A 12,310-nucleotide genomic window follows, 5' to 3' on the forward strand; every position below is an offset into this window, starting at 1 on the left:
TGGCAGTAATGGCCGGAATACGGTGCATTTTGGCCTGTGAATCCCTCACGAGGAGGCACATATCGCTGCAATAGTTGGCAGAATAGTTAGTACTTAGTAGCGCCCTCACAATTCTTCCAGAAGCACATCTACCAGGTGCTGGATGGACCGAGCGATGCGGAGAACCCGCCGAAGCCATCGTCCATGAGCTGGTGCCGAACATACGCTGTTCTCGAGTTGAAAGGGAAACCGCCGTTTATCTGGCTGCCGGCATGCAGGCAGCCGTTTCCATTCGAGAGCCAGTTGTGACCCAAGACCCGAACCTCACGTCCTCCGCTTTGTGTGATTCGTCTGACGCCGGCGAATGGATGTCCGGTGCCGACATCATCCTGCGCGTACTGAGCGAACAGGGCGTCGACACCGTCTTCGGATACAGCGGCGGCGCGATCCTGCCGACGTATGACGCCGTGTTTCGTTTCAACGAAATGCATGAGCAAAATCCCGAACGCCAGATCAAGCTCGTTGTGCCGGCCAATGAACAGGCCGCGGGCTTCATGGCTGCCGGCTACGCGCGCGCCAGCGGAAAAGTGGGCGTGTTTATGGTGACGTCGGGCCCAGGAACCACGAACGCGGTCACGCCCATCGCCGACTGCAACGGTGATTCGATTCCCGTCGTCCTGCTGTGCGGACAGGTGCCGCGCGCCGCGATCGGCTCCGATGCTTTCCAGGAAGCGCCCGTCTTCAACATCATGTCGGCGTGCGCGAAGCAGGTCTTTCTGGTCACCGACCCGGCGAAGCTCGAACAAACACTGAGAAGCGCATTCGAAATCGCGCGGACCGGCCGCCCCGGCCCGGTTGTCGTGGACGTGCCGAAAGACATCCAGAACTGGCGTGGCCCGTTCAAAGGACACGGGACCTTGCAGTTTCGCGGCTATTCGGATCGCCTTCGAATGGTGGCGCAAGGTGCGCGTCTCGACGCGCACAAACGCGACGAATTCTTCAGCCTGCTTGCGCAAAGCGAGCGACCGCTGCTGTACGTCGGCGGCGGCGTGATCGCGGCCGGCGCATCGGCCGAACTGCGTCAGTTCGCGCAGCGCTACAGGATTCCCGTTGTGACCACGCTGATGGGGCTCGGCGCCATGCCCGCGAAACATGAATTGCAGCTCGGCATGCTGGGCATGCACGGCGCCGCCTGCGCGAACTATGCGGTAGAAGATTGCGACTTCCTGATTGCAGTGGGTGCCCGATTCGACGATCGGGTGGCCGGCGGCCGCCCGGAAGCATTTGCGCCCGGTGCGCGTCATGTCGCGCACATCGACATCGACGAGGCGGAGATCAACAAGGTCAAACGCACACACTGGAGTCATGTGGGCGATGCGAGGGACACGTTGCTGTCGTTGATGGAGAAAGGTTCCGTCGCGCAAGCGCAAGCGCCATCGCTGTGGCTCGACCAGGTGCAGGCGTTAAAGCGCGACTACGGCATGAACTACGACCGGAACAACCCGTTGATTCAGCCGCAGTTCGTCATCGAAATGCTCGACGAGATTACCGGGGGACGGGCCATCCTCTGCACGGGCGTCGGGCAACATCAGATGTGGGCGGCACAGTTTTTCGATTTCGTCGAACCTCGCAGCTTCCTCACCTCGGGCAGTATGGGGACGATGGGGTTCGGGCTGCCCGCCGCTATCGGCGCCCAGCTGGGCCGGCCGGATGCGCTTGTGATCGACATCGACGGCGACGGCAGCATCCGGATGAATATCGGTGAACTGGAGACGGCAACCACCTATGGTGTGCCCATCAAGGTGCTGCTGCTCAACAATCTCGGCGACGGGATGATCCGGCAATGGCAACGCCATTTCTATGAAGGGCGTCTGTGCGTGAGCGACAAGGCCCTCCATAGCAAGAACTTCGTGATGGCTGCCAGGGCCGATGGCTTTGAATTTGCCCGTCGCGTAGACAGAATCGACAAGCTCGAAGACAACCTTAGGGCCTTCGTCGAATTCGAAGGGCCCGCGTTCCTTGAAGTGATGATCGATCAGAACGCCGATGTGTTTCCGATGGTCGGGCCCGGGCAGAGCTATGCGGAGATGGTCACCGGGCCGTTCATTGCTGCGCGGTCTGCGCAGGACGCGCAAGCGAAGGGCGCCGAGCGCCGGCAGGCTGCGGACATGTTCTAGTCAGATGATCGATTTCGACGCTGCCATGCGGGCGTTGGCTCACCCCTTTCGCAGACAGGTGCTGCAGTGGCTGGCCGATCCGGCCACGCACTTTTGCGAGGTTGAGCCTTCTCCTATTCAAGGGGTTTCAGTGGGCATGCTCCGCGCGAGAAGCGGCTTGTCGCAGTCCACGGTGTCGGCCCATCTGTCTCAGCTCGAACGCGCGGGCCTGATCAAAGCGCAAAAGATCGGACAGTGGGTATTTTTATCGCGTAACGAAAGCGCGATCCGTGAATTTGCGGAGCGGCTGTGTGGCGATATCGCGAAGATCGACAGCCGGTTTTAGCGTCGTTGCGCTGGCGGGTCAGCGGACGCGGCACGACAGCGCCACGCGGCGTCGTAGTACCGTCATGCCGCTGCCCGCCCGATCTCAATCCCGGTCGATCAACGAAGTCTTTTTCGTCTCCGGCATCCACAGGTAGCAGATCAGCGAAGCGCAAATACACGCCGACACGTACCAGAAGAACCAGTTTTCGTGTCCGCTCTTCTTCGTCCACAGCGCGATGTACTCGACGGTTCCGCTAAACACCGACACACTGATCGCATACGGCACCGCCAGCCCGAACGTGCGCACTTCGACCGGAAACAGCTCGGCTTTCGTGATCGTGCTGACCGACGAATACATCGCCACCACCGCAAGCGCCGCCATCACCACGACAAACGCGACCCAAGGACTCTGCGTGCCCTTCAGGAAGGTGAAGAGCGGCACGGTGCCAAACGTTCCCAACACGCCGAAGGTCAGCAGCAACGGACGGCGTCCGATCCGGTCCGATAACGCGCCGTACACTGGCTGCAAGACGGTGAAACCGATTAGCGACAGCACCGAAATCAGGCTCGCGGTGCTTTTGGCCATGCCAGCGCTGTTCACGAGAAACTTCTGCATATAGGCGGCATACGCATAGTTCCCGACCGAACCGCCGAGCGTCAGGCCGAACACCATCCAGCACGCCTTCTTGTGGCGCAGCGCTTCACGAATCGCGCTGACCTTTCTAGCGCCCTTTGCGCCTTTCACACCCTTCGCGTGCTTTTCGAACGATTCGGTTTCCTTCATGTTCCGCCGCAGCAGAATGCCGACCAGGGAGATCAATGCGCCGATCAGGAACGGAATGCGCCAGCCCCAACTCTGCAATTGCGCCTGCGTGAGGAAGAACTGCTGCATCAGCACCAGCGTTCCCATCGCCAGCAATTGGCCGAGCGAAATAGTCGTATACAGGAAGCTCGAATAGAACCCGCGCTGCCCTTTCGGCGCGGTTTCGCTCAGATACGCCGCAGCGCTGCCGCCTTCGCCGCCGATGCTCAAGCCCTGCAGAATACGCGCGACCAGCAGAATCACCGGCGCTGCAATGCCGATCGTCTGATAGCCCGGTGTCAGGCCGATCATCAGCGAGCCGAAGCACATCATCGAAACCGATAGCAACAGCGCCGCGCGGCGGCCGCGACGGTCCGCGTAGATGCCGAGCACCCATCCGCCGACCGGCCGGGCCAGAAAGCCGATCGCAAACACCGCGGCGGTTCTCAGCAGCGACACGGTCTCGTCGCCGGCCGGAAAAAACTCTCTCGAGAAGTAGATCTCCAGCCCGACGTAGACGAACCAGTCGTAATACTCGATCAGGTTACCGATCGAGCCGCTGAAGATGCCCCATACACGCTGGCGCATGTTCATATCGACGACGGCGTGCGGCCGTCCCTCCGCGCGCACGGGCGCGTACCCGCCCGCGTTTCCGCGTACATCCTGCGTCATTCCTGTCTCCCCCAAACATCGCTTCGTGTTCGGTTATGGCGATGCGGTCCGTTACGACTAGTCTGTCGAGCCGCGTTTCTTGTTCGCCCATTCAGCGTAGCGGGCCTTGTTGGCCTCGTTCGGCGGATAGAGGCCCGGCAGCGGCGCGCCGCCCTCCACTTCGTTCATGATCCAGCCTTCGAGTTGCTCCTGTTCGACCGAAGCGGCCACCACCTCGTCGACCATCGCGGCGGGGACCACGACCGCGCCATCCTGATCGATCACGATCAGGTCGTTCGGGAACACCGCGACGCCGCCGCACGCGATCGGCTCCTGCCACCCGACGAAGGTCAGGCTCGCGACCGAAGGCGGCGCCGCGGTGCCCTGGCACCATACGGGCAGCTTCGTGCCCAGCACGCCCGCGAGGTCGCGCACGACGCCGTCCGTGACGAGCCCGGCCACGCCGCGCTTCTTGATCCGCGCGCAGAGAATGTCGCCGAAGATGCCGGCATCGGTCACACCCATCGCGTCGACCACCGCGATGCAGCCCTCGGGCATCGCTTCGATCGCGGCGCGCGTGGAGATAGGCGAACCCCACGAGGCAGGCGTCGCGAGGTCTTCGCGCGCCGGCACAAAACGCAACGTAAACGCGCGGCCGACGATGCGCGGCTGGCCCGGCGCAATCGGGCGCGTACCGCGCAGCCATACATTGCGCAGGCCATGCTTGAGCAGCACCGTGGTCAGTGTCGCGGTCGAAATGCCCGAAAGCGCGGCGACCACACGCGCGTCGAGCGGCTGGAATTCGGTAGTCATAGGTTCGGTATCCGAGAGAAAAGTTAAACGCTGGCGATCAGCCCGCCGTCGATGCGGATCGTCGAGCCGGTGATGTACGACGCGCGCGCACTCGCGAGGAAGGTCACGGCGTCCGCATATTCACGCGGCTCGCCGTAACGGCCCACCGGGATCGACGCCGTGCTTTCGGCTGCGACGTCTTCGACCGGGCGCCCTTCGCGCTTCGCCTTCGCTTCGTCGAGGAAACGGATACGGTCCGTCGCGATGCGGCCAGGCAATACGATGTTGCACGTCACACCGTCGCGGCCCACTTCTTTCGCGAGCGTCTTCGACCAGCCGACGAGCGACAGCCGCAACGCGTTGGACAAGCCGAGATTCGCAATCGGCGCGACCACACCCGACGACGTGCTCGTGATGATCCGGCCGAAACCGCGGCTGCGCATGCCCGGCAATACGCGGTCGGTGATCGCGATAACGGACAGCACCATGCTGTCGAAATGCTTGCGCCAGAGCGCCGCATCCTGTCCGTGCGCCGGCGTCGGCGGGGGTCCGCCGGTGTTGTTCACGAGAATATCGACGTGGCCGAATTCGCTTTCGATCTTGCCGACACGCGCATCGATACTTGCGATGTCGGCGAGATCCCATTGAATGGACAGCGCGCGGCCGCCTGCTTTCTGTATTGCGTGAGTGGTGTTGTCCGCTGCGGCGAGATCGACGTCGGCGACCGCGACGCGCACACCTTCCGCGGCCAGCGCGCGAGCGATCGCTCCGCCCAGACCACCACCGGCGCCGAGTACGAGCGCCACTTTATCGTTCAATTGCAAATCCACCGGATCCTCACATAGACGATCGACCGGACGCCTGCACGGACCTCGTCTCCGGTGAGGGCCGCGTCGCGATCGAAGTGGGAAACCAGTATAGGAACGGTTGAATTTCCGTGTAAAACGGAAATTTACGGGCCTTAGCCTAAGAAATTTTGATCGAACCGGCTTTCGCGATACCGGCTCGCCTGATGTGCGAAGTGCTACAGGTGCGAAGCGCGCGCCGCGCGCCGCTTCGTTTGCCCGCTGATTTTCGATGCTTGCGCGGCGAGGCTGTCGACCAGCGTTTGCGCGGACGGACGATCGAGTACCGCAAGCCTCGCGAGAATGCCGATTTCGCGCACCAGCGGGCCGCCGGGCAATCCAAGCACGCTGATGCCGCGGGTCTGCTTCACCGGGACGAGGTCGCCGGGGATGATCGAGCAGCCGAGTCCTTCGCTGACCATATTCAGGATGACAGAAGGTTCGTCGAGCTCCATCGTGTCCATCGTCGACAGTCCGTGTTGCTTCAGATAGCGGTCGACCAGCTGCCCGCCGGGCGAGCGGCGGTCGTAGCGAATGAATGGATGCGTACGCAACAATTCGGGGAGATCGGTTGGCGCGCCTTTCGGCGCGATACCGACATAATGCTCGCTGATCAGCGGAATCCATTTGAGGTCCGGCGGCAACCCGAGGCGCGGCTTGATCATCACGGCCATATCGAGCTCATGCGAGTCGACTTTCGCGAGCAGTTCGGCCGACACGCCTGGCGCGATATTGATCGACGCCGCCGGCTGCACTCGTCTGAACTGCTGCAGCGCCTTCGGCAGAAAGCTCGCCTGCACGGTCGAAATGGCGCCGATATTCAGCCCACCGCGATCCGGAAATCCGCGCTGCCGTTTCATGCCATCGAACAGATCGAGAATCTGCGCCGCCTGTTCGAGCGCATGCCGGCCCTCTTCGCACAGCGTCACCGACTTGGCCTTGCGATCGAACAGCGCGAAGCCCAGCTCGTCTTCCAGCCGTCTTATCTGAGTGCTGACCGCGGACTGCGTGAGCCCGAGCCGATTGCCGGCGGCCGAGAATGATTCGGCTTCGGCCGCCACGACAAAAGTGCGGAGATAACGGATCATGATGCCTGGAGACGCATGGGCTTGTCCCTGCAAATTGAATAGTACCGGCGACGATTGTACTTTCTTGCGCGCGGCGACGTAGGCTCAGGCAATCCGTTGCTCTCCGCGTCGCCGTGCATCAACGGCCGCGGCGGCGATCTGACGGCGGAATGCGCGAGGTTCGATGGGTTGGCGGGCCGCGCTGGAAAGCGGCGGTGAATGCGGCGTATCACGCTTATAACGCTTCAATCACCGACCGGGTGTGAGCCCATGAGTCAAGGCACTCGCGCTTCGTTCGTGCTTCGCGCGGCCACCAGTGCCGATACACGACGAATCTCGCGAGCCGCCAGAACGGACATCGACAGCGCGCCCGCAACCCACGCCGCCGCGACATAGCCCAACGCGTGAGCGCCAAACACGCGAATGCCTGCGGCGCCGATCACGCCGGCCGCCGTGGCGCCGAAGAAAATTGCGGAATTGTTCAGTCCGATCACAATCGGCGCGATGGCCGGCGCAATCGTCACGATGCGATATTGCTGAGGCACGAGAACGCCCCAGCCGCACGCCCCCCAAACGATCACGGCCGGAACCGCCGTCCAGAGACTCGCCCCCGTCCACGGCACGAAAACGAAATCGGCCATCACACACACCAGCATCGCGACAAGCACTTTGTGCGCGCCGATTTTGTCGATCAATCGCCCCGCCAGAAGATTCGAGACCGTTCCCGCAGCACCCCATAGCACGAGCAATGCGCCGAACCAGGCTGAACTGCCGCCGATCGCGCGATCGAAAACCACGGCGAAATACGTATAGAGCGTGAATGCGCCGCTGAAGAACAGCAAGGTTGCCGCGAGCGTCAGACCGATACGTGCGTCGGCCAGCGGCGCGACGCGCTTGGCCAGCGTCACGGACGGCGGCATCGGGATATCGGACAGCAGTGTCAAAACACCGACGCCCGATATGGCGGCCAGCGCCGCAACGAATAGCATTGTCCAATGCCAGTTGCCGAGGCCGCCGATGATCGTGCCGGTGGGTGAGCCGAGCGCGGTGGACACCGTCATGCCTGCCACCACCACGGCGAGCGCAAAGCCTCTGCGCTCTGGCGGCACGATCATCGACGCCGCGCTGGTTGCCGTCGGAGAGAACATGGCCGCGCCGAGTCCCGCGATCGCTCGCGTCGCCAGCGCGATGCCGAAGGTCGGCGCGAACGCCGTCCCCAGGTTCGCCAACACGAAGACCGCAAGGCCGGCCAGCAGCAAATGCTTGCGCGGCATTCCCGCGGCCAGCGCGGCGATCACCGGCGCGAGCAACGCGTACGTCACAGCATAAGCCGTCGTCATTTGCCCTGCGGCGCCGATGCTTACGTCGAAACTGCGCGCGATTTCCGGCAGCACACCGGCGACCACAAAGCTGTCGGTGCCGAGCGCGAACATGCCAAGGGATAAAACAAGAAGTCGTCGATCCATGATCAGGTGCCGGTACGTTGGTCAATTGGAGGTCAGTGTAGCCGCCGGTCCCGTCAACCTGATATAGTCGCAAACGACAACTTTACGGTCATTTACGCCATGCGCATTTCGATCCTCGCTCTCGACGGACTCTTCGATACCGGGCTCACCGTCGCGCTCGACGCCTTCTCGGCCGCGAACGGTCTCGCGGCCCGGGAACTGGGCGGAACACCGCGCTTCGAGGTGTCGATCGTCGGCATGCGCAAGCGGGTCCGCACGCGCCACGGGCTGATCGTGCCGGTGCAGGCAGTCACGCCGGATTTGAAACCGGACTGGGTATTCGTGCCGGCGTTGAGCACGATCACACCCGAACTGCTGATCGAGTCGCTAGCGCGAACCGATGTGATTCAGGCCAGGACGCAACTGCTGAAATGGCACGCGGAAGGCGCACTGATCGGCGCGTCGTGTATCGGCACCTTCCTGCTTGCGGAGACGGGGCTTCTCGACGAGCGGGACGCGACGACGAACTGGTCGCTGGCGCCGCTCTTCCGGCAGCGTTACCCGCGCGTGCGGCTCAACGAATCGCGCATGCTCGTGCCGTCGGATACAGGTGTGACGGCCGGCGCGGCGATGGGGCATCTCGACCTCGCGCTCTGGCTGATTCGCAAGGCCAGCCCGGAGCTGGCCTCTCTCGTTTCGCGCTATCTGCTGGCGGATATTCGCACGTCGCAGGCGCCGTACATCATCCCGAATCATCTGGCGCAGGCCGATCCGCTTATCCAGCGCTTCGAACAGTGGGCGCGTACGCATCTGAAGGCAGGGTTCTCGCTGCAGGAGGCGGCCGGCGCGCTGGCGACCAGCGCGCGTTCATTGCAACGCCGTTGCCAGGATGTGCTCGGCAAATCGCCGCTTGCCTATTTCCAGGACCTGCGCGTCGAACGCGCGCAATCGCTGCTTCACGGCAGCGGCCTCGATCTCGAGGCGATCGCGGCCGAAGTCGGTTATGCCGACGGTGCGACATTGCGAACGCTTTTGCGCCAGCGTCTGGGACGCGGTGTGCGCGACCTTCGCGCCGACTTGCGTTGATGGGTCGCTCAGTTGGAAAGCGATCGGCAGCGTTAGGCGGGTAAAGGTGAGAGAAAACGGGAGACGAACGCGCGGCACTACCGTTCAATGCGCATATGCCGCAGCGGATGAGTTGAAAGAGCAGGTTGCCGATGCGGGCGGCGAATCGCGCGGCGCAAGGCGAACCCCGCTGTTCCGCGTGCCATGACAACGGTCGCCCGTCATGAGGTCATCGCGTCATGAGTCGTCTCAGTCACGCTCTCGTGATCGATTCGCGCGGCGAGTCCGCACGACGAATGGCGATGACGGAGGGATAAAGCAGGTTCGGCTCCCGAATCTTCTCACCTTGAAGGTTTCGCGCCGAACCGCTGCGCACCTCAACTGCTGGGTCGGCACGGACTAAGCGCCTCGCGAGCAGTTGAAGAACGCTCCGATCACGCGTTTTGCCACGCTTTTACGAGCGGCGAACATGCCGTCGCTCATCGCAGCGGCGTATCTCCAGCGGCGTCGCATCACCCGCGCCGTTGCATCACCCGCGGCTCAACCGGTCATCGGCAACGTCGCGCGCAGGAAACGGGCGGCTCCAGATCCGGCGCGAACGCGACAGCCGAATCCACAGGCGCACCGCCCGCACGATCACACCGGACACGAAGCGCATATCGAATGGCATATCGCGGCGCTTGATATCCAGCAACAGCACGACGCGGTTCTCGTCGCTGTCGTTCCACACCGCATGTTCGAAGGTGTCGTCCCAGAGAAGAAATTGCCCTTCTTCGAGCCGGTACTCGCGCCGGTCGATCTTCAGTACGGCAGCCGGCTTGCCGTCGCCGCCGCGCGGCATGACCAGCACCAGATAGCCACGCAGAATGCCGCGGAACGGCCCGCGATGCTCGGGCACATGCTTGCCCGGTCCGAGAATGGAAAACGACGCGGACAATACGTCGGGCGCCTGCGCGAGCACCGACGCCACCGTCGGGCACTGCGCGAGATTCGGATCAATCGTCACGCCATACGCGCGCATGATGAACATGCGCCAGTCGCGTGCATCATTCGCGGAAATGGACGCCTGGCTGGCCATCAATTCATGAAAACGCGGGATATGTTCGATATGCCGCGTCACGCCGAATGCTTCGTCGCGAATCGCCTGCCAGTTTGCCTGGAAAAGTTGAGCATCCGGAAACAGACGGGCGCTCTCGAGAATCGCATTGCCGGAAATCCGGCGATCGAACCATGCGCGAAGCGCATTGGCGAGGCCGTCATAGAGTGACAACTTACGGGTGCTCTCAGGAATGTTCATTGGTTCTCCACGCCGGCCCGCATGCAATGGGCGCGGCTCCCGAATCAAACAGCGGCTGGTGCAAGGGCGAATTCGTCCGTCACCCCTTATAAGGCATGCAAAGCAGGCGCGATGTTCCTCTCACGCATGCATTTTTATCATTTGCGAATTCAATTAAAATCGAAAGCAAACTTCAACGGAATTGTTAGAATTCGCTTGTGCGGCTTTCGGTTCGCAATACATGGCGAACTCGCGTCGCAGCCGATCCAGACAGATTGTCGCGTAATGAGCGACGTTTCGTCTTTCTAAATATCACGCCTGAAACAATTGGAAATGGAATCGTGCTTCAAGCCAGGCCGAGCCGGAACCGACGCCATGCATGACGCCGTCAACACTGCGATCCGCTTGCGCGCCGCCACGCCGGACGATGAACCCTTTCTGATCGAATTGCGCGAGTGCACAATGACCGGGCACCTCGAACGCATGGGCGAACCGACCGACGCTGAGTCGCACCGGCTTCGCGTGCGCTCGAACTTCGACGTGGCGCAGATCATCTGTTGCGATAGCCGGCGCATCGGCCTGTTGAAGGTGGTTCGCTCGGATTCCGTCTGGCGCATTCAGCAGATCCAACTACTACCCGCCTGGCAAGGCCGGGGCATCGGCGCCGGCGTCATTCGCGACCTACTCGCACAAGCGCATCGAGCCGGCGTTGCCGTCACGCTCAGCGTGCTGCGCGGCAATCCGGCGTTGAGATTGTATGAACGTTCAGGCTTCCGGGTGGCTGCGGAAACACCCATCGAACTCAATATGACATGCGATCCATGACACGCGCTTTTTGCAGGCAAACCTCAAGCACGATTTAATTTACGCCTCATTTCCGGTCGATAAAATGGTTATCGACGTGTGCGTGACCCACGCAATCCCATGTCTAAAGCACGAAGGCGTCAAATGAATATCCGTCAAAAACTTGCCATTGGGCTCGTCGTTTCGCTTTGCGGTTTGTCCGCAATTGCCGCACATGCCGACACTCAACGTTTTTCACCGGAACCTATGTGCAAGACGACGGATCCCCAGGCCGGCATCGCGGCCAGCGCGGTAGAGCAGATTGCCGACACGCCGCGCGGCCCGATCGCTTACTACAGGCTCGGCACCGGCAGTCCGCTCGTGCTGGTGACGGGCTTTCGCTCAACGCTGACCGAATGGGATGCAGGCTTTCTCACCGAACTCGCGAAGCATCATGATGTGATCGTGTTCGACAATCGCGGCGTGGGCCGATCGGAGCCGAACGCTCAAACGTTCACGATCGAAGATATGGCACGCGACACCGCCGCGCTGATCGACACGCTGCATGTGCGGCATCCGGTCGTGGTCGGCTGGTCGATGGGTGGCGCGATCGTCCAGCAACTGGCAATCGATTCGCCCGCGTCGGTCGGCAAGATGGTCCTGCTCAGCGCGCCGGCGCCCGGCAGTTTCGGCACGCCGGTCTCGCCGCAAGTGGAAGCGGCGCTGTCCGGCAAGCCCGGCGTGACGCTGCGCGACGTGATGGGCGTGCTGTTTCCCGCCGCGGATGTCGACGAGGCCGAGCGCTGTTTCACCAAGGACATGTTCAGGCCAGCCGATTACGGCAAGCACCCGATTTCCAGCGCGGTAACCGCGGGACAAACCGAAGCGCTGCGCAGCTGGGAAGCGAACGATCACGCCGGACAGGCGCTGCGCGCCGTGCAAACGCCAACGCTCGTGATGAGCGGCAACGACGATACGGTCGTCGTGCAGAAGAACGCCCAGGCGTTGAAGCAGTTGCTGCCGAATGCGCGCCTGCTGCTCGTCGATGCGGCCGGTCACGCGATGATGTATCAATACCCGGCCGCGCTCGCGCGCACGATCAGTTCGTTTGCGACGCAGTAA

Annotated in this window: 11 protein-coding genes; 5 read left to right on the plus strand and 6 right to left on the minus strand. The window is 62.3% G+C overall.

Annotated elements, in window-relative coordinates; all coding sequences use genetic code 11:
- Window positions 1-347: 347 nt before the first annotated feature.
- Complete coding sequence (gene ilvB / locus HV675_RS01610) at window positions 348-2,156, plus strand: biosynthetic-type acetolactate synthase large subunit (RefSeq protein ID WP_246270053.1); 1,809 nt, start codon at window positions 348-350, stop codon at window positions 2,154-2,156.
- 4 nt (window positions 2,157-2,160) lie between these two features.
- Window positions 2,161-2,481 carry an ArsR/SmtB family transcription factor gene (locus HV675_RS01615; protein WP_175109004.1) on the plus strand — a complete coding sequence of 107 codons (321 nt, stop codon included), beginning with the start codon at window positions 2,161-2,163 and terminating at the stop codon, window positions 2,479-2,481.
- 84 nt (window positions 2,482-2,565) lie between these two features.
- Here HV675_RS01615 and HV675_RS01620 read toward each other — a convergent pair whose 3' ends face one another.
- The 5 genes from HV675_RS01620 to HV675_RS01640 form a co-directional block, all read right to left on the minus strand.
- Complete coding sequence (locus HV675_RS01620) at window positions 2,566-3,858, minus strand: MFS transporter (protein ID WP_217478008.1); 1,293 nt, start codon at window positions 3,856-3,858, stop codon at window positions 2,566-2,568.
- 135 nt (window positions 3,859-3,993) lie between these two features.
- On the minus strand, window positions 3,994-4,728 hold the full coding sequence (locus HV675_RS01625) for a ribonuclease activity regulator RraA (protein ID WP_175109006.1): 735 nt from the start codon (window positions 4,726-4,728) through the stop codon (window positions 3,994-3,996).
- 23 nt (window positions 4,729-4,751) lie between these two features.
- Entirely contained in the window at window positions 4,752-5,537 is a 786-nt protein-coding gene (locus HV675_RS01630) for an SDR family oxidoreductase (protein WP_175109007.1), read from the minus strand.
- A 194-nt stretch (window positions 5,538-5,731) separates the two neighbouring features.
- Window positions 5,732-6,640, minus strand: coding sequence for a LysR substrate-binding domain-containing protein (locus HV675_RS01635; RefSeq protein ID WP_175109008.1), 909 nt, complete (start codon window positions 6,638-6,640; stop codon window positions 5,732-5,734).
- Window positions 6,641-6,894: 254 nt separating this feature from the next.
- A complete protein-coding gene (locus HV675_RS01640) occupies window positions 6,895-8,085 on the minus strand; it encodes an MFS transporter (protein ID WP_175109009.1) in 1,191 nt (396 codons plus the stop codon).
- Between the two features lie 99 nt (window positions 8,086-8,184).
- On the opposite strand from HV675_RS01640, the gene HV675_RS01645 reads away from it, so the two are divergent.
- Entirely contained in the window at window positions 8,185-9,150 is a 966-nt protein-coding gene (locus tag HV675_RS01645; protein WP_175109010.1) for a GlxA family transcriptional regulator, read from the plus strand.
- A 508-nt stretch (window positions 9,151-9,658) separates the two neighbouring features.
- Here HV675_RS01645 and HV675_RS01650 read toward each other — a convergent pair.
- Window positions 9,659-10,426, minus strand: a complete 768-nt coding sequence (locus HV675_RS01650) for an aspartyl/asparaginyl beta-hydroxylase domain-containing protein (protein ID WP_175109011.1) — start codon at window positions 10,424-10,426, stop codon at window positions 9,659-9,661.
- A gap of 354 nt (window positions 10,427-10,780) precedes the next feature.
- On the opposite strand from HV675_RS01650, the gene HV675_RS01655 reads away from it, so the two are divergent.
- Both HV675_RS01655 and HV675_RS01660 read left to right on the plus strand, forming a co-directional pair.
- On the plus strand, window positions 10,781-11,230 hold the full coding sequence (locus HV675_RS01655) for a GNAT family N-acetyltransferase (protein WP_175109012.1): 450 nt from the start codon (window positions 10,781-10,783) through the stop codon (window positions 11,228-11,230).
- A 225-nt stretch (window positions 11,231-11,455) separates the two neighbouring features.
- Window positions 11,456-12,310: an alpha/beta fold hydrolase gene (locus HV675_RS01660; protein WP_175109013.1), complete on the plus strand. Its 855-nt coding sequence runs from the start codon at window positions 11,456-11,458 to the stop codon at window positions 12,308-12,310.

The sequence above is a fragment of the Paraburkholderia solisilvae genome, from assembly GCF_902859875.1.
Classification (GTDB): Bacteria; Pseudomonadota; Gammaproteobacteria; order Burkholderiales; family Burkholderiaceae; genus Paraburkholderia; species Paraburkholderia solisilvae.